We start from the raw sequence: 19,104 nt of genomic DNA, 5'->3' as shown, positions 1-19,104 counted from the left end.
TTTTTGTTCTATTTATTTTTCCAATGCTGCTGATTGTCCAGCTATCTTACCATATACTACTGTATCTGGTATGGCATTACCACCAAGCCTATTAGAGCCATGTATACCACCAGTAACTTCACCAGCCGCATATAATCCTTTAATTATATTACCATTTTTATCAACTACTTGTGCATCTGTATTTATTTCAATTCCGCCCATAGTATGATGTATTGTTGGCACACGAACAGATGCGTAGAAAGGTCCCTTATTAAATTCATCTTGAAGCAGATTCTTTCCTAGTGGATCAGACATCTCACCTCTAACAGCTTTATTATAGATATCAACTGTGTTTTTCAATGTAGCAGGATCTACCTTCATTTGTTCTGCTAGTTCTTCAATAGTATTTCCCTTAACAGCAATGCCACTTTCAACTAATTTACCTATTGATTCATTGAAATCATTTTTAACATCTTCATTATAATATTCATGTGCATCATGTAGTATCCACATAATTTGATCTGGCTGTTCTAAAAGTCCCTTTGTAAGAGTATCTCTTCTTGAATCTTCAGCTACAAAACGTTCCCCTTTGTTATTGATGAAAAGCTGGTTAGCAGCATTTATACTAATATTTCCAGACATTCCACCAGTTTCAGGATGTCCAACTGGTAATAATTGAATATATTCCATTCCAACTAGATTAGCACCTATAGCTTCAGCCATTACGATACCGTCACCAGTTGCACTAACACTGTTTGTAGAATTAAGGTTTGATAAATCTCCCCAAAGCTCATCATATTTAGCTACTAATTCTTTATTTCTTGCAAAACCACCAGTAGCTATAATCACACCTTTATTTGCATTAACAATTATTTCATTATTTCCCTGTAATCCTTTAACTCCTACTGCCTTACCGTCTTTCATGATAATATCTGTTATTTTAGTTTCTAATATTATTTCAGCATCATCACCTTTTGAGGATATGAATTCAACATAAGCATCTATGGGCCCAGTAGTAAGTGGTTTAATAAATTGATGTGTTCTTGGCCATAATGCTCCTGTAACAGTAGCAATCTCATCTGATATTTTCACTCCTAAACCTTCAAGCCAACCAACAGACTCCTTAGCTCCATATGCAAATTTTTCTATTAGCTCAAGATTACCTTTTTTATCTCCACCGTTAAATGCTTGTAACGCATGAAGTTGTGGTGAGTCAAACATATAAGTGGATTTATTTTTTTTGTATTCTTTAATTTGATCTGCTAATTCACTCATTAACCTCTTATGTATTTCATTAACAGGCTCTTCCTTGGTAATTCCTTCAATTTGCTTAATCAATTCAGGACGCATAGTAAGAGCTTCTTGACGTTTACTATCAACTGCATTATATTGTCCGCCAGCCATTATAGTAGAACCACCTAATGTAGGCATTTTTTCTAATACAATAACCTTAGCATTATTCTGTAATGCAGAAACAGCAGCTGCAAGACCAGCACCGCCACCACCAACAATAACTACATCTGTAGTTTTTTCTATTACTTCTCCATTACTTGAGGACTTATCCACTTCTTTTAATAAATCATCAATATTAGCCCCAGCTTTTTCTAAAGCTTGTTTTACAGCCTCAAGAATAGCTGTACTAGAAACAGTAGCTCCTGATATAGTGTCAATATTTAAACTTTGGTATTCAACTATTTCTTTTGGAATACGCTCTATAGCAGTATCTGATATACCAGGTGTTTCACTATGATTAACAATTTTTACAGATAAAATATTTTCCTCATCTACCTCTACTTCAAGAGTAAGAGTATCACTAATACCTTTTGCTTCACCAGTATATACACCAGGTACAAACTTACCTTCTCCTTTGCTAGAAGAAGTAGGTGCTTTATCCTTGCCACAGCCAACTAAAGATAGTGCCATAGTTAATACTAAAAACAAAGCAATATGCTTCTTAGTAAATTTGAACATAAAAAAACCCCCTTTTATTTTACAGAATGTTTGGCTAGAATATTCTATCAACATATTCTAGTATATATTAAGTTAAAAAAATGTCAATAGTTTTGTCCAGAATTTACAATAAATATAATGATTATAATAAATTGACTTTAATATTCATAATTAAATTTCCTACTTTAGTCTGATATTGTTAGTTATTGCAAAAATATAAGTATTAAGCTAATATGGTGAATGGTGTTTAGTTTTTAACAATACATAGTACACCAAGGTATTCAGGTCATAATTTTAAAAACAGGAGGTATTAACGTGAAAAGCATTAAAGTAAAACTTGTTGTATATTTCTCCATATTAATTTTATTATCATCTATAATTATTGGATCCATTTCTGTAATAAAGGCTGGCAATACAATTAGCACTGAAGCAGAAAACGCACTTATAGACATGGCTCTTAATGGAGCGAAAATAGTAGAAAGTCGAATTAAAACTGAAAAAAGAATACTAGAAACCATAGCATGCAGCCAAGAAATCCAAAGTATGGATTGGGAATTACAAAAAGACGAGCTAGTAAGGCAAGTAAAAGGAACTAATTTTATTGAGCTAGCAATCTCTCATCTTGATGGAAGTACATATTCTTCTGATGGAACAATTATTCAATTGGGAGATAGACCCTATCTAAAAAATGCTTTAAGTGGTAAAACAAGTATATCTGATCTACTGGTTACTCGTGGTGTAAATCAACTAAACTTACTTTATGCTACACCTATAAAAAAAGATGGTGAAATAGTAGGTGCCTTATCCACTAGAGCTGATGGAAATATTCTAAGTGAACTCATTGCAGATATTGGCTTTGGCGAGACTGGATATAGCTATATACTTAATAATGCAGGAACAGTAGTAGCTCATCCTAATAAAGAGTTGGTATTTGAACAATCTAATGCAATAAACTTAGTAGAAAATGATGAAAGCCTAAAAGGTATAGCAGAATTAACTGAAAAAATAATAAAAGAGGAATTCGGCGTAAATAGCTATTCCCTCAATGGTAAAAAGCTATATGCTGGATATGCACCAATTGAGGATACCAACTGGACATTCGTTATTACAGCAGATGAAGCTGAGGTCTTAAATTCAATACCAGAAATGAGAAGAAATGTTATTATATCAATAGCCATAACTTTATTATTTGGTATGGGTATTACATATATTATGGGTGCATTTATTGCTAAGCCAATAATTGAAGCAACTAGATATTCAGAGTTCTTAGCCAATTATGATATTACACAAGATATTTCTGAGCACTTCATGTCACGGAAAGACGAACTGGGATATCTAGGAAAGTCTATGCAAAGTATAACAAATAGTCTTAGAAAGATGATTAATGAAATTCGCAATTCCTCGGAACAAGTAGCAGCTACTTCAGAGGAAATGACTGCAACTATTCAGCAATCAACCATTTCGTCAGAAGAAATATCTAAAACAGCACAAGAAATAGCCAATAGTACCTCGAAACAAGCATCAAGTACGGAATTAGGCTCCTCTAAAGCTAATTTATTAGGTGAAATAATTGAAAAGGAATTAATGTATTCAACAAATCTAAAATCAAGAGCATATGAAATAACGGAGATTATTAATAGTGGTTTAAAGGAAATCGAAAATTTATCTAGAATAACGGAAGAAAGTAATATTGCTTCAAAGGCAATCCAAGAGGTTATATTAAAAGCAAATGATAGTTCTATTAAAATAGGACAAGCCAGTAATGTAATTGCCTCAATTGCAGAACAAACCAATCTTTTAGCATTAAATGCAGCAATAGAGGCTGCTCGAGCTGGAGAGGCAGGAAAGGGCTTTGCAGTTGTAGCAGAAGAAATTAGAAAATTGGCGGAGCAATCTTCAGCGTCTACAATGTCTATAGATGAAATAGTTAATGATTTACAAGCAAACTCTAAAGATGCTGTAACAACAATAGAAAGAGTATCAAATATAGCTAATGAACAAACACAAAGTGTAATTAATAGTAAGGATAAATATATGTTAATATATGAAACCATGAAAAAAGCTGATAAAGAAATTGAGCAATTAAATGTTTCAGGCTTGGAAATGAATAGCATGAAAGATACTATACTAGATACCTTACAAAGTCTTTCTGCCATAGCACAAGAAAACTCCGCTGCTACAGAAGAAGTGACAGCAACAATTGAAGAGCAAGTTGCCTCTATGGGAGAAATTGCAAATGGCAGTGAAGCTCTATCAGAATTAGCACAGGAGTTACAATCAATTATTGTTAAATTTAAAATTTAAGAATATAATTGGTATTTAATTTTCCATATTTAATTGAGTGCGATTAGTCTGCACTCAATTTTTTATGTTCAAATTACAACTTACTCTTTGGAGTAAAATAAAAATAATGGGTAAAATATCCTTAAGGAGTGTGACAGTAATGAATAAAAAGTATATTAAACCAATGGACAAAGAAATTAGAAATAAATTAAATGATATTGAATATCGTGTAACTCAAGAAAATGCTACTGAAAAACCTTTTTCCCATGAGCTTAATAATAATTATGGAGAAGGCATTTATGTGGATATAGTGTCAGGAGAACCACTGTTTACCTCAAGGGATAAATTTGATGCAGATTGTGGATGGCCTAGCTTTACTAAACCTATAAAAGATGAGTATGTAGTTGAAAAAATAGATTCTAGTCATGGAATGATTAGAACAGAAGTAAGAAGCAAATATGGTGATTCACATCTTGGTCATGTATTTAATGATGGTCCTAAAAATAAAGGCGGATTAAGATATTGCATAAATGGTGCTTCTCTAAGATTTATTAAAAAAGAAGATTTAGAAAAAGAAGGATATGGCGAATATATTAGCTTATTTGACTAATTTATGAATTATTATTTTAAATTTACTCTTTACTAATTCACCCTTATGGTTTATATTATAAATACCCCCATATGGTATATATAATATAATTATAAAGGAGGATTTAGACTTGAGCAATCAGTATATTAAAACAAATCGTACTTTTACTGCTATTAGAAAATATGGTTGGCTCTTTACATTATTAGTAGCAATTGGTGGCTTATGGGAACCAAAACTAGGTTTATTAGTTATCCTAATTATGACTGGGTTAATTGTAACTTCATTTTTTACCGGAAGATATTGGTGTGGTAATTTTTGTCCCCATGGCAGTTTATTTGATAGACTGTTACTACCCATAAGCAAAAATAAAAAAATTCCTAAATTCTTAAAATCCAAACCTATGATAATTGGTTTTTTTGGATTTTTTATGTTTAATTTTTCTAAGAAAATAATAAAAATATCAAAGTTATGGGGTAGTTATGCTTTCTTGGATAAATTAGGATTAATCTTTGCTAACACATACCTAATGGTACTAATTATTGGTGGGCTATTAGCTATTTTTACTAACCCTAGAACTTGGTGTCAATTCTGCCCTATGGGCTCATTACAAAAATTATCATATACTTTAGGAAAAAACTTAGGCATTCCTAAGAAAACCGAAAAAAAGGTTACTATCTCTGATAAAAGTAAATGTTATAATTGCGGAAAATGTTCTAAAGTATGTCCTTTCCAACTGACACCTCATTTAGAGTGGTCTGATAAAAATCAATTTGATAATATAAATTGCATTAAATGTTCCACTTGTATAGAAAATTGTCCAGCTAAGATTTTATCACTTAAGACTGAAGAAGAAGCAATGAAGCTAAAAAGTTTATAAGTATAAAGTATTAAATACTGAGATTATGGAAAACTCCTTGATTTAAGAAATGGTATTATTTAAACAATTAATTTTCAAGGAGTTTATCCATTGATTCTTTTAAATTTGGTACTTTTCCGATAGTCTGACTTTTATTTATTTTCTTTATATATATTTTATATCCTATTTATGCTATAATATAATGATATAAATTTTAAGTAAGGGATTGAAGTATATTGATTAGTGTAAATAATATAAGTTTAAGATATGGATCACAAAAATTATTTGATGATGTAAATTTAGTTTTTACTCCTAGTAATTGCTATGGTGTAATAGGAGCTAATGGTGCTGGTAAAAGTACTTTCCTTAAAATCTTATCTGGGGAAATCGAACCAAATACTGGTGATGTTTCTATTGATAAAAATGTTAGAATGTCTGTGCTTAAGCAAGATCATTTTGAATATGATGAATGCCAAGTAATTCAAACGGTCATTATGGGAAATAAAAGACTTTATGAAATAATGATAGAGAAAGATGCAATATATGCTAAAGAAGATTTTTCTGATGAAGATGGTATTAAGGCATCAGAACTTGAGGCAGAGTTTGCTGAAATGGATGGATGGAGTGCTGAATCTGAAGCTTCTTCATTATTACAAGGTTTAGGTATAGGAACTGAACTTCATGAAAAGAAAGTAGCAGATTTAACTGGTAATGATAAGGTCAAGGTATTGCTTGCACAAGCATTATTTGGTAAGCCAGGTATATTAATATTAGACGAGCCTACTAACCACCTTGATGTAAAGTCAGTAAGATGGCTGCAGGAATTTTTAGGAGATTTTGAAGGTACAGTTATAGTTGTATCCCATGATAGACATTTCCTAAATGAAGTATGTACTCACATGGTAGATATTGACTTTGGTAAAATAAAAATGGTTGTAGGTAACTATGATTTCTGGTATGAATCAAGCCAGCTAGCTCTTCAAATGATGAAAGACCAAAACAAGAAAAAGGAAGAAAAAGTTAAAGAATTACAATCATTTATTGCTAGGTTTAGTGCCAATGCATCTAAGTCAAAACAAGCAACTTCACGTAAGAAATTACTAGAAAAAATTACTTTAGATGATATACAACCTTCTACTAGAAGATATCCTTTTGTTGGGTTTACTATGGAAAGAGAAGTTGGAAATGAAATTCTAACAGTGGAAGACGTTTCCAAAACAATAGATGGAGTTAAGGTATTAAACAATGTTAGTTTCAGAGTAAATAAAGGTGATAAAATTGCTTTTATTGGAGATGAAATAAGTATTACTGCCTTATTTAAGATTATAATGGAAGAAATGGAACCTGATAGTGGGAGCTATAAATGGGGACTTACTATTACAAAATCATATTTCCCTAAGGATAACTCAGAATTCTTCAATGATGTAGAACTAAATTTAATAGATTGGATGAGACAATTCTCAGTTGACCAATCTGAAATATATCTGAGGGGATTCTTAGGCAGAATGTTATTCTCTGGTGAAGAGGCGTTAAAGCAAGCCAAAGTATTATCTGGGGGCGAAAAGGTAAGATGTATGTTATCTAAAATGATGCTAAGTAATGCCAATGTTTTAATTCTTGACCAACCTACTAACCATTTAGACTTAGAATCTATTACTTCAGTAAATAATGGATTAAAGGATTTTAAGAGTAATGTATTATTTACTTCTCATGACCATCAATTTATTCAAACTATTGCAAATAGAATAATTGAAATAAAGCCTGATGGATTTAACGACAGAATGATGACTTATGAAGAATATATAGAAAAATTCTATTAAAAGGCTTAGCCTTTTAATAGAATTTTTTATTATCTTTTATGAAAACTTATTTCTCAAATATTGACTTAGTCTATCTATTATAATTATCATAATGGAAACTCCTAGAAGTAAAAGTCCAACCTTTTCCCAATTTCTCCATGTTATATTCATAGCTAAAATAGTACCAATTCCTCCTGCCCCTATTACTCCTAAAATTGCAGAATTTCTAATATTTGATTCTAATCTATATAGTACAAGACTTATAAATGTTGAAAATGTATGAGGTAGAAGTCCATGTCTATAAGCTTGAAAATTTGCTGCTCCTGTTACAAGTATACTGTCTTTTACATTTTCCTTAGTGTTTTCTAATACCTCACTATACATCTTTGTAAGCACCCCCATTGTATAAATACTAAGAGCCATGGCTCCAGCTAATGGTCCTGGTCCTATACCACGAAAAAATATTATTGCCGTTATTAGCGGGGGAAAGGTTCTTGATATATTTATAATCCCCTTAAAAAGTACAGATATGATCTTATTTGGTGATGTATTATATGCAGTTAGATATGCGAATAACAAAGAAAATAATGCACCCATTATTGTCGCAAAAATAGCTATAAAAAAACTTTCCCCTATTCCCTCAATAAGCTTAGGAAAATAATTCACATCTATTTTAACCATTCTTACTACTATATTTCTCCCTTGATTTAATCCAAGTATCAATCTATCATAATCTATACCTAGAGATTTAAACGCTAAATATATTAATCCTATTAAAAACATAGGTATAAATATTATCTTTACTATTTGAAATCTTTTATACTCTGCTATTGATTTAAACTTAATAGATGAATGCTTTAAATATCTTCTAATATACAAACTTAAAAAATCTATTAATAAAATTGTCAAGAATAAAACCAATATTATAGTGGCCAAGTTATCATATCTTAGATGATTTAAATCTCTCCACATAATCTGACCTATTCCGCCAGCCCCTACTAAACCTAAGATAGTTGCAGATCTAATATTTGTTTCTAATACAATAAAAAATATGGATATTGACAATTCAAATATATAGGGTAAAATACAATACCTTAATATCTGTATGGAATTTGCACCTATAGCTCTAATTGAATTTAATTGATTTTCTTTAATAGACTCAATATATTCTCTAAATAATCTTATGGAAATTAAGAATCCAATAATTGTAAGAGCAATAATTCCTGAAAATCTTCCTATGCTAAATATACTAACCAACAGGGCCGCCCATATTAAACTTGGAATAGTTCTAAAAAAAGAAAATATCCCATTCAATATTCCTGCCAAATATCTATTTGGTGTTATATTATCTGAAATAAAAAGAGAAAATGGTAAAGCTAATATAACTCCTAATATAGATGAAATTATGGCAATTTGAATTGTTTCAGTTAATTTTTCAAATACATCAATACTATAGGATAAATTAGGTCTTAAAATCCTACTAAGAAGATCAAGCATACTAGGTACGCCCTTGTATAATTTAATAAAACTAAAATTTACATTTAATCCTAAAAAAACTAGAAATATAATAAATCCAAACAAATATAAGAATTTACTTCTTATCCTTTTAGTCATATATTCCTTTGAGGATTTTATCATCTAAATCACCTGCTCTTCCGTCAAATAAAATCTTTCCCTTTTTAAGAGCTATGATTCTATTACAATATCTTTTGGCTAAATTTACATCATGTAAATTAATAAGTATGGTAATATTCTTCTTTTCATTAATGGTTTTAAAATAATTCATTATGGTTTGAGAAGAGGATATGTCCAAACTTGCTACAGGTTCATCAGCCAATATTATCTTGGGTCTTTGGCAAAGGGTTTTGGCTATTGCAACTCTTTGTTTTTGTCCTCCACTTAACTGATCTGCCCTCTCAAATATTTTTTCACTTAATCCAACCTGATTTAATGCCCTGTTTGCTCTTTCATAATCTTCATCATTAAATATACCAAGAATTGATTTAAAGGAAGACTTATATCCAAGCCTTCCCATCAATACATTATCTAAAACTGAAGATCTATCAATTAAATTATAATCTTGAAAAATAAAGCCGATTCCCCTTCTCATGGCTCTAAGGTTATAGTTATTAAGTTCTATTATATCCACATTATCTATATAAATCTTTCCATTTATAGGTCTAACTAGGAGATTTATAGTCTTTAGCATAGTAGATTTTCCGCTACCAGAAGAACCTATTATCCCTACAAACTCACCTTGCTCTACTTCTACATTTGCATTATCCAATGCCAATACATTTCCATCATATGAAACCGTAACATTCTCCAATTTTAGCATTAGACCAACTCCTAATTACCTTCTTTTAAATCCACATCCATAGATTCTGCTGTAGTCCTTATAATATCATAGTCACTATCTGTCGCTTCTTCAAATCCATACATATTAAATAGATCCTTTAAAAGTTTTGCACCTTCTTCAGATTTTGCTACATTTAACAAAGCATTTTTTATATTCTCTTGCATTTCTTTATCCATATCTCCTCTTACGGTCACAGATATATTTGGAATATAATCTGTATATCCTAAGACTTCCGTTTTTTCCATAGCTTCTGGAAAATCTTCTTTATATCTATCTCTTGCATCTACAAAGGTAGTGGCTACATTAACATCACCATTTAAAAGTAATTGTAATGCCTTATCATGCCCTCCAGCATATATATATTCCATATCCATTTCCAAATCTATTCCCTCTTTAATTAAATGTGCCCCTGGAAATAAATAACCTGATGTAGAAGATGGATCTACAAAGGCTACTTTCTTACCTTTTATGTCTGAAAAACTTTTAATCCCACCATCTTTTCTTACTAAAAATTGAGAACGATATTTTGCTTCTCCTGATTTATTTAATGCTGTTAATATGACATCTGCTTTACTTTCCTTATTAGCTAAGACATAAGCAAATGGAGGAATAAATCCAAAGTCAACTTGCCCCGAACCTAATCCCTCTACTACACCAACATAGTTAGTAGCAGTAAAACCTTCTACTTTAATTCCAAGTTCCTTAGATAAGATTTCTGTCAAAGGCTCAACTGATTCAATTAATTTATCCCCGTCTTTCATAGGAACAAAACCCATTTTTATAACTTCTTCTTTTTTCTGAGTACATCCGACAATGGATATCACTAAAATTAAAACTAATAATAAAACGATTATCTTTTTCAACTTATTCCCTCCTACTCTTAATTTATTGATTACAGAATACTACACTTTTATATTAATTGCAATACACTTTTGTAATATTTCAGATACACCACTTTTTATATCGGTATGCTTTTGCTCATTAAAAAAGACAGCTAGTAGCTGTCTTTTTTAATACTTAAATGAAAGTTTTTCTTATTTTATTAGTTTTAGCAAAATCTCTAGTTTCAATCTATTCATAGGATTATCTAAATCAAAATTTATTAACTCATTTATTTCTTCTATTCTTTTTCTTACTGTATTTATGTGTACATAAAGTTGTTTTGCTGCAAGGCTATAATTCATCTTACATTCTAAATAGACTCTTAGAGTTTCTACAAGCTCCTTATACTCAGGATTATCAAGTAAGATATTTATATCTTTTGCCATTAATTTAATTTCATCTTCCTTTATATCCATCCATGCAAAAACTCCTAATTCAGAATATTTCAGATACTCTTCATCTGGATATAGTATTTGACCAATTTTTATAGTTTGTTGACATCTTAAATAATTTCTCTTTATTTCATATATTGTACTTTCATTATCTGAAATACCAAAAACCATTTTTATATTTTCAATTTTTGATTCTATTCTCCTTTTAAAAACCTTAGCTGATTCCTCAACTTGTTCTAAGTTTTCTTCTTTTGAAATCCTATTATTTGCTGGAAGTAAAAAAATACAACTGTTATCATCTACCATAGCCATTCTAACTTCCATATGGGATATACTACTATTTATGGCTTCTTTAAGTTCATCTTTATAACTAGCTAAATGGGATTCCTTTTTTTCTTGCTCCATCAAAATTAAATAATAGTTTAAATTTATATCCAAACCTAAATCACTAGCTTTTTTAGATATAATTTCATCCTCCCATAAGCTTCCAGATATAATTTCTGTAATAAATTTTTCAAATCCTATATCTCCAATGCTTTGAGCTACTAATATTTGTTCATATAGTGATTGAAGAAGCAAAAATCCTATTCTTAAAGCAAACTGATCAAAATAGTCAATAAGTCCTGTAGCTTCCACCACTACAAAATAAGCTTTTACCTTATCTCCCACTGTAATAGGTACAGTAATCCAGCTATAAGGTCTTTCATATTTATCATCATGAAATCTATACCTTATCATCTTAAGATTATCACATAATATTTCTTTTGTAACTTCAATTGTTGGGTTCCAAAAATCTCCTATCTGAAAATCATCCATAAGATCTATAAATGTAGATGAACTATAATAAGCTTTCTCACTTGATAAATCATAGAGCATTGATGGAAAATTCATTTCTCCTTCCATTTGTGACAATATCTTATTTATCTTTCTTGATTGATAGCTTAAATTAGAAAAACTCTTTGGATTAATATTTCCTATTCTAAATTGTCTAATATTTTTATTCATTACAAGAACATTAAGTTGGTTCATTATGTCCATCCAAGAAGGATCAATTGGAATATTTATAAGAGGTATATTATGCTCATTGAATATAGATATTATATGTTCTGGAACAGTTTTTAAATATCTATCTAATTTAATTCCCATACCTGATATTTCTCTAAATATATCTGTTTTTATATAATCTTCAAACAACTTGGGATGTTGTTGAAATACATATCCTGATGATATGACAAATTCTCTACCCTTTGTCCATTTATATCCATCTGGAGCATCTAATATAGCCATTCCTTGTATTTGATTATCTAATCCCTTGTTACCTGCTATTAATTTAAAATCCTTGAAAAATTCTGCATTGAGCATTTCTCTTATAGTTAGACCCACAGTATCGCCTACCTTTATATAGTGCTAATATTATACCAAAATTTTATAAATAATATAACATAAAAGGGGTCCATTGGTTCTTATATGAATAAAGTATCATATGGAGCCTTATGGATAATCCCCCTTTATATTAATCTTTCCTATTTAAGCGGACTTATATACTTCCTATTTTCTGTTCTTTTATTAAATTCATTTTTTGCTTCTTCAACTAGCTTTGGATTATTTAGTAAATCATACATCATCCCTGTAAAAATCTCTGCTGCATAAATCATCCCTTTTGATCCCATTGAGGAACCTGATGATGAAGTTGCTTGCCATGAATGAGCTGGAACACCTAATGGCCAGGTAGCAGTAAGGAATAAATTCATAGGCATTATCCAGGATACATCACCACTATCAGATGAACCAGAAACTACTACTGAGCCTACTTTCTCCTTATCTAGTACTTCCTGATGAAGAAATATTTTCTCATCACTATCTATATATTTTTTAATTTCAGCTTCTACCATATTAGGTTCTAGAGTTTCTTGAATAGTTTTTGCAAATTCTAATTCTTTCCCTGTATAAGAAGGCACTCCGATCTCTACCATGTTTTTATGAGTTAAATTATATAATACATTATTTGGCAATTTCTCATAGCATCCACCTAATATTTCATATTCAACAGTTGTTTCAGTCATCATTGCTGCACCCTTTGCGATCTTAAACAATCTTTCTGTAATTTCTTCTACGTCCTTCCTATAGGGTGCTCTAACAAAATACCAAGATTCTGCTTCCTTTGGTACAATATTTGGTGCTCCTCCTGCATTAGTTATTGTATAATGAATTCTAGCAGAATCTATAACATGCTCCCTCAAATAATTTGCACCTACATTCATCAACTCTACAGCATCTAAAGCAGATCTTCCTGACTCTGGTGATTGAGCCGCATGGGCTGATATTCCATGGAATTTAAACCTAATGGAGTTATTAGCTAAATATGCCTTATCTATTGCTACATTTGCATTCATAGGATGCCAACTAAGGGCTAAATCACAGCCATCAAAAGCTCCTGCCTTAATCATTTTTACCTTGCCTATTAAAGTTTCTTCTTCAGGACAACCATAGAACCTTACCGTTCCACTTGTATTTGTTTCTTCTAGATATTTTTTAACTGCAATTACAGAACCCAGAGCTGCACTTCCTAGTAAATTATGTCCACATCCATGGCCTGGACCATTTATCTCTACTGGATTAAATTTTGTATCTAATGATTGGGATAATCCTGGCAATGCATCATATTCTCCTAACACTGCTATTACAGGTGAGCCATTGCCATATTCACCAATAAAAGCATTTTCCATTCCATCTATTTCTTTTATCTCAAATCCATAAGATTTTAAAACTTTTCTAAATAAATTTGACGAATCCTTTTCATTTCCAGAAGTCTCTGGATTATTCCATACCTTTAAACTTACCTCTTTTACTTCTTCACTTATATCTCCCAAATATTTTAATACCTGTGATTTATTCAATTTAAACCCTCCCTATAATTATTTTTATAGAAGTTTTTTCTTATATAAAGTTGTACCTATAGCCATAGTTCCAAATACAGCACCTAATGTAACTATATAAGATGGATGCCCTGGTAAGAAGCTAAATACTCCAACCTTTAAAGCAAAAGTTAATCCTAAAGCTATTCCCAATGCTATTGGTGCCAATTTTAACTTTTTAAGAGCAAATTGAACAAATATTGCTCCAAATAGTGCTGGTAATAAAAAGTTAAATGAAGCAACTATGTTCTCAGGCAAAGACCCTAAAATTGCTGCACCTGCAAATACTCCTAAAGCTAATATCACAATGTTTACAATAACTGATGTTGCCATACCTAATGTAGCTATTATAGTTCCCTCTTTTGTACCAGGTTCTACTCCTGCTACATTTTGTGATACTGCTGCAGCTGGAATTCTAAGATTAGAAATATTACCAGTTATAAAGGCCATATATGTTCCAGGTACTCCAATTATAGGAAAATATGATATTGGCTCCACTATCCAAACTACGCCTACTGCTGACGCTATGGCTATAAATCCTGTAATTATTGCACTTACGGGTGGAACTAATTTATATACTACTGCAAGTACTAAAGCTGGTCCAAATGACAATAATACACCTAACCAACCAGTTATTTTCCCCCATTTAATGATATATGGTAAATACACTCCTTCAAATTGATTGCTTTTTTCCATTTTAAAATCCTCCTCTATAAGTAGGTCTATATTAATGCTGCTATTACCATTCCGCCGAATAATGCTATGGTTAAAGCCCATTCTTTAAGCCATTTAATATTCTTTTTATCTGCTATAGGAGATAATATAAGCATGATTGCAGCACCTGTTAAGGCTGCAATAGTATTTTTATTCATTGCTATTAAATGTCCTGATACCAATGAACCAAAAGAACCTAACATGGCTGTTATGGATATTATACTTAATAGCCCTTTATCTCCTTTGGAAAACTTAGTCTGAACTTTTTCCATTTTATCTGCTGTTAATGTAGAAAATATTATCCATCCTAGGGATCCCAGTATCATGGTCCAAACTGCATTTGCAAAGGCTATATTTGTCATTGGATCTATTCCCATCTTAACTCCTACTGCTTCTGTTCCAAAGCCTGCGGCCATCATCTCAAACATTACTGAACCTATAAAAGACAATCTCATCCATGCCATAGGCCCTCCTACTGTTACTAATAATGATAAAAGTCCTGTTAAAATTACGATTGAAGGCCCTAAAGATGTAATAAAGCTACTCTTTATTGCACTCTTCATTTGTTCTTCTGTAAGTCCTATTTCTTTTCCTGTACTATAAGATTTCTTAGCAAAAATAATCGCTTGAAATAATGCCAAAGATATTGCTAGACCTGCTGCTAGCCACATGGGAAAACTGTTTGCAATTTTTAAATAATCCATGTTTATTCCTCCTTAGTTTATTGTTTATCTAAATATTATCACTCTCATATATGTCAACCAATGTAAAAACTTTTCTTATTTAATGTGGTTTATGAAAATATTTTCATAAATAGAAAATAGCCTATGGGAAGGGGGACTACCCATAGGCTATTTTCTAGTTTAAATCTGTAAACTCTATATCAATTTTTTCTTCCGTATTATTTCTTATAACTGTTAATGTTGCTTTATCTCCTTGTTTATATTTATAAAGTGCTTTTTTCAGCTCATTCATATTTGATATTTCACTATCATCTATTTTTAATATTATATCTCCATTTAATAAGCCTGCCCTAGATGCAGGAGTCTTTGGTCCTACTTCTAATAAAATTACACCTTTTTCTGTTGATAGTTTTATTCCTAATCTATATTGATATTCTGCTACTGAAACTCCTTTTATTCCCATATATACAGTCTTATATGTTCCATTTTTGACTACTTCTTCAGCTATTACCTTTGCTTTGTTTATAGGTATAGAAAATCCTAATCCTTCTGCTGACTTTATCTTAGCTGTATTAATCCCTATTACTTCACCCTTACTATTTAGAAGTGGTCCTCCGCTATTACCTGGATTAATAGATGCGTCTGTTTGTATTAAATCTTCTATTACATTACTTTGTCCCACTTGAATAGTTCTACTAAGTCCAGATATTATACCTGATGTAACAGATCTTTGAAATTCCAACCCTAATGGATTTCCTATGGCTACAGCTATCTCTCCAACCTCCAGTTTATCTGAATCTCCTAAAGCAGCTACTGGAAGTCCTGTAGCATCTACTTTAACTACAGCAAGGTCTAATATACTATCATTCCATAATACTTTACCTTCTTTTTTATCTCCATTTTCAAATAATACATTTATAGACTTAGCATTCCCATCTCCTACTACATGGGAGTTTGTAAGAATATATCCATTACTATCTATTATAACTCCTGACCCTATTCCTTCTACTTCCTGCTGAGAAAAGAAAAATTGTTGTACCTCTACAGAGGTTATACCCACTACTGAACTCATTGCCTTTTTAGCAACAGCAGATACTGTATTTATATCATCATTAGTTGTAATGTTTACTGGCGCTGCTGTATATTGACTATTCTTTGGATTAGGTAATACTTTTCCATATAGATTTGGTCCTATATAAGAAGAAGTTAATCCTCCCACAATTGATGCTATTAATGCTAAGGCTATATAGGAAATGAAGCTCCCTTTAAAGGATTTCTTCTTGGGCTCCTTTTTCTCTTCATAACTTCTGTAAATATAAATATCCTCTGGTATTTTATAATTTTCTTCTGTCCTAAACTCTTTATTTTCATCCATAATATTACCTCCCATTTTATTTAATTGACAATTTACAATTGACTATAAAAATTATTAAAACCTATCTTTACCCAGGTTAAATATATATGTGAAAAACAAATTAAAAATATAAGGCATTGAAAATAATTAATGGTTAATCTTCTAATTATTTTCTAAATTATTCATTATTATTTATTTCTTATCTTAATTTTAACCTTATATTATGAAAATAATATGGTAGAATTATGTTTTTGTTGTGTGATTTAGTTTTTATTTTATATATTTGTTATAATATTCTTAGTAAAAGGAATTCTATAATGGGGTGATATATATGTCCTATAAAATATATTTAGTAGAAGATGATGAAAATTTAAATTTAATTCTTACATCATACTTAAAAAAAGAAGGTTGGAATGTATCTTCATTTTTAAAGGGTGAAGATGCAGAAAAGGCAATAACAAGCCCTCCTGATTTATGGATTTTAGATATTATGCTTCCAGATATTGATGGCTACCAATTAATTAAAGAAATAAAATCAGCTACTCCTAATATTCCAGTTATATTTATTTCTGCAAGAGACGCTGATATTGATAGGGTTGTAGGCCTTGAACTAGGTAGTGATGATTACTTACCTAAGCCTTTTCTACCCAGAGAATTGGTAATTCGGGCTAGAAATATTCTTGATAGATTTAACACTAATATTTCTCATATATACAATCTTACACCTTATATTATCAATGATAGTAGTAGAATAGTGAAGCTTGAAGAAAAAATAATTGATCTTACTTCAAAAGAATATGACCTTCTAATATACTTTGCTAAAAATCCTAATATAGCATTATCTAGAGAACAAATCTTAGATCATATATGGGGAAATGACTATTTTGGCTCTGATAGAGTTGTAGATGATTTAGTTAGAAGGCTTAGAAAGAAAATGCCTAAACTAGACGTGGAGACTGTCTACGGATATGGTTATAGGGTGAATAAATCATGAAAAATTATCCATTAGCTGTTCAAATTTGGATTGTTATCGCTATTATTACTTTATCTATTTCTATACTGTTAGCCTTTATACTTCCTTCTACCTTAAGAGATTTTTTTACAAGAGAAATCTATGCTTCTATTCATTCTGCTCAGGATTTAGTATTTAATCAATTTGATAGTAATATATACAGAGACTATATTGGCTCAGATTTCTTTGGTAAAGATGAGCAGGTGCTGGAAAATATACGAACTGTAAAACATTTTATAATATATGATGATAATAAAGTAATAATAAGCTCTAAACTTCCAACAGATTTCTTAAAAAAAGTCCAACAAGAAGCTCTCACTCAAGAAAATGTCAGCCAAGAATATAGGGGAGATATAGATGGGGGAAAAGTATTTTATATTATTTCAAAGGGTAAAGCATTAGGTCGTGATGCTTTTCTTGTTTCTTATATGAGTGATTCTTACAGGGAAGATTTAGTTGAAACCTTATTTAAAAAACTTATCAATCTTATGGGATTAGTATTTTTATTTAGCTGGATTCCAGCAATATTATTATCGCGATATTTATCTAGACCATTGGTGGATTTAGAAAGAAAAGTAGGGAAATTGGCAAATAATGAATGGAATGAACCTATAGAATTAAATCGAAAAGATGAAATAGGAAAGCTGGGTTTTTCCATTGAATATCTTAGAAAACAGCTTATACGTCAAGATGAAGCAGAACAATCTTTCCTACAACATGTATCCCATGAATTAAAAACTCCAGTAATGGTGATCCAATCTTTTACCCAAGCAATTAAAGATGGGATATACCCCAAAGGTACTTTAGAAGATTCCATAGATACAATAGATGATGAAGCCAAAAGACTTGAAAAAAAGATTAAAAATTTATTATATTTAACTAAATTAGATTACTTGTCTAATCATGAAGTTGATAAAATTAATTTCTCACTTGATTCTTTAATTAAAGATATTGTTGATAGATTTTCTTGGCATAGAGCAGATATAAATTGGTCATTAGACCTTATGCCCATATCTATAGTAGGAGATGTAGAGCAATGGAAAATTGTAATAGAGAATCTATTAGATAATCAAATGAGATATGCAAATAGTAAAATTCTTATTTCTTTAAAAAGGGTTGATAATAAAACTATTCTAAAAATATGGAATGATGGACCAGCTATTGAAGAAAAACTTTTAAAGACAATGTTTAATAAATTTAATAAAGGATATAAAGGTGAATTTGGTCTAGGACTAGCAATAGCATATAAAGTAATAAAATCACATAATTCCAATATCTTTGCTATAAATGAAAAAGAAGGGGTATCATTTTATATAGAGATTTTTAGTTAGGAGCTG

15 protein-coding genes are annotated in these 19,104 nt (G+C 30.7%); 6 read left to right on the top strand and 9 right to left on the bottom strand.

Going from position 1 to position 19,104, the window contains the following annotated elements; translation table 11 throughout:
* Nucleotides 1-12: 12 nt before the first annotated feature.
* On the bottom strand, nt 13-1,950 hold the full coding sequence (locus tag RT714_RS06275) for a flavocytochrome c (protein ID WP_313756729.1): 1,938 nt from the start codon (nt 1,948-1,950) through the stop codon (nt 13-15).
* A gap of 294 nt (nt 1,951-2,244) precedes the next feature.
* Here RT714_RS06275 and RT714_RS06270 point away from each other — a divergent pair, with 294 nt between their 5' ends.
* The 4 genes from RT714_RS06270 to RT714_RS06255 all read left to right on the top strand — a co-directional run bounded on the left by RT714_RS06270 (nt 2,245) and on the right by RT714_RS06255 (nt 7,477).
* Nucleotides 2,245-4,233, top strand: a complete 1,989-nt coding sequence (locus tag RT714_RS06270) for a methyl-accepting chemotaxis protein (RefSeq protein WP_313756728.1) — start codon at nt 2,245-2,247, stop codon at nt 4,231-4,233.
* Between the two features lie 139 nt (nt 4,234-4,372).
* Nucleotides 4,373-4,822, top strand: coding sequence for a peptide-methionine (R)-S-oxide reductase MsrB (msrB, locus tag RT714_RS06265; protein ID WP_313756727.1), 450 nt, complete (start codon nt 4,373-4,375; stop codon nt 4,820-4,822).
* 109 nt (nt 4,823-4,931) lie between these two features.
* Nucleotides 4,932-5,678, top strand: a complete 747-nt coding sequence (locus tag RT714_RS06260) for a 4Fe-4S binding protein (protein WP_313756726.1) — start codon at nt 4,932-4,934, stop codon at nt 5,676-5,678.
* Nucleotides 5,679-5,893: 215 nt separating this feature from the next.
* Entirely contained in the window at nt 5,894-7,477 is a 1,584-nt protein-coding gene (locus RT714_RS06255) for an ATP-binding cassette domain-containing protein (protein WP_313756725.1), read from the top strand.
* A gap of 36 nt (nt 7,478-7,513) precedes the next feature.
* On the opposite strand, the gene phnE is transcribed toward RT714_RS06255, so the two are convergent.
* The 8 genes from phnE to RT714_RS06215 form a co-directional block, all read right to left on the bottom strand.
* Entirely contained in the window at nt 7,514-9,070 is a 1,557-nt protein-coding gene (phnE, locus tag RT714_RS06250; RefSeq protein WP_313756724.1) for a phosphonate ABC transporter, permease protein PhnE, read from the bottom strand.
* Nucleotides 9,063-9,794, bottom strand: coding sequence for a phosphonate ABC transporter ATP-binding protein (phnC, locus tag RT714_RS06245; RefSeq protein WP_313756723.1), 732 nt, complete (start codon nt 9,792-9,794; stop codon nt 9,063-9,065). Before phnC ends, phnE begins: the two co-directional genes overlap by 8 nt.
* 11 nt (nt 9,795-9,805) lie before the next feature.
* Nucleotides 9,806-10,678, bottom strand: coding sequence for a phosphate/phosphite/phosphonate ABC transporter substrate-binding protein (locus RT714_RS06240; RefSeq protein ID WP_313756722.1), 873 nt, complete (start codon nt 10,676-10,678; stop codon nt 9,806-9,808).
* Nucleotides 10,679-10,849: 171 nt separating this feature from the next.
* The gene (locus RT714_RS06235; protein WP_313756721.1) at nt 10,850-12,451 is read right to left on the bottom strand and encodes a PucR family transcriptional regulator; all 1,602 of its coding nucleotides are present in this window, start codon (nt 12,449-12,451) and stop codon (nt 10,850-10,852) included.
* A 161-nt stretch (nt 12,452-12,612) separates the two neighbouring features.
* Nucleotides 12,613-13,986, bottom strand: a complete 1,374-nt coding sequence (locus RT714_RS06230; RefSeq protein ID WP_313756720.1) for an amidohydrolase — start codon at nt 13,984-13,986, stop codon at nt 12,613-12,615.
* A 24-nt stretch (nt 13,987-14,010) separates the two neighbouring features.
* On the bottom strand, nt 14,011-14,700 hold the full coding sequence (locus tag RT714_RS06225) for a hypothetical protein (protein WP_313756719.1): 690 nt from the start codon (nt 14,698-14,700) through the stop codon (nt 14,011-14,013).
* Nucleotides 14,701-14,726: 26 nt separating this feature from the next.
* Nucleotides 14,727-15,422: a DUF5058 family protein gene (locus RT714_RS06220; protein WP_313756718.1), complete on the bottom strand. Its 696-nt coding sequence runs from the start codon at nt 15,420-15,422 to the stop codon at nt 14,727-14,729.
* A 154-nt stretch (nt 15,423-15,576) separates the two neighbouring features.
* Nucleotides 15,577-16,776 (bottom strand): trypsin-like peptidase domain-containing protein, encoded by a 1,200-nt coding sequence (locus tag RT714_RS06215; RefSeq protein ID WP_313756717.1) that lies wholly within the window; start codon nt 16,774-16,776, stop codon nt 15,577-15,579.
* Nucleotides 16,777-17,086: 310 nt separating this feature from the next.
* Here RT714_RS06215 and RT714_RS06210 point away from each other — a divergent pair, with 310 nt between their 5' ends.
* Nucleotides 17,087-17,749 (top strand): response regulator transcription factor, encoded by a 663-nt coding sequence (locus RT714_RS06210; protein ID WP_313756716.1) that lies wholly within the window; start codon nt 17,087-17,089, stop codon nt 17,747-17,749.
* Nucleotides 17,746-19,098: a HAMP domain-containing sensor histidine kinase gene (locus RT714_RS06205; RefSeq protein ID WP_313756715.1), complete on the top strand. Its 1,353-nt coding sequence runs from the start codon at nt 17,746-17,748 to the stop codon at nt 19,096-19,098. The genes RT714_RS06210 and RT714_RS06205 overlap by 4 nt, the downstream gene beginning before the upstream one ends.
* Nucleotides 19,099-19,104 lie beyond the last annotated feature (6 nt).

Origin of the sequence: Tissierella sp. (genome assembly GCF_032104385.1) — a bacterium.
GTDB lineage: Bacteria > Bacillota > Clostridia > Tissierellales > Tissierellaceae > Tissierella.
Note: the sequence above shows the minus strand (reverse complement) of the source record. Positions and strands in the feature narration are given on the sequence as shown.

What these genes read in the sequence shown, in the direction of transcription:
- RT714_RS06275 (WP_313756729.1), bottom strand. Translation starts at nt 1,950, where the DNA reads ATGTTCAAATTTACTAAGAAGCATATTGCTTTGTTTTTAGTATTAACT.
- msrB (WP_313756727.1), top strand. Translation starts at nt 4,373, where the DNA reads ATGAATAAAAAGTATATTAAACCAATGGACAAAGAAATTAGAAATAAA.
- phnE (WP_313756724.1), bottom strand. Translation starts at nt 9,070, where the DNA reads ATGACTAAAAGGATAAGAAGTAAATTCTTATATTTGTTTGGATTTATT.
- phnC (WP_313756723.1), bottom strand. Translation starts at nt 9,794, where the DNA reads ATGCTAAAATTGGAGAATGTTACGGTTTCATATGATGGAAATGTATTG.
- RT714_RS06235 (WP_313756721.1), bottom strand. Translation starts at nt 12,451, where the DNA reads ATGCTCAATGCAGAATTTTTCAAGGATTTTAAATTAATAGCAGGTAAC.
- RT714_RS06225 (WP_313756719.1), bottom strand. Translation starts at nt 14,700, where the DNA reads ATGGAAAAAAGCAATCAATTTGAAGGAGTGTATTTACCATATATCATT.
- RT714_RS06220 (WP_313756718.1), bottom strand. Translation starts at nt 15,422, where the DNA reads ATGGATTATTTAAAAATTGCAAACAGTTTTCCCATGTGGCTAGCAGCA.
- RT714_RS06215 (WP_313756717.1), bottom strand. Translation starts at nt 16,776, where the DNA reads ATGGATGAAAATAAAGAGTTTAGGACAGAAGAAAATTATAAAATACCA.
- RT714_RS06210 (WP_313756716.1), top strand. Translation starts at nt 17,087, where the DNA reads ATGTCCTATAAAATATATTTAGTAGAAGATGATGAAAATTTAAATTTA.
- RT714_RS06205 (WP_313756715.1), top strand. Translation starts at nt 17,746, where the DNA reads ATGAAAAATTATCCATTAGCTGTTCAAATTTGGATTGTTATCGCTATT.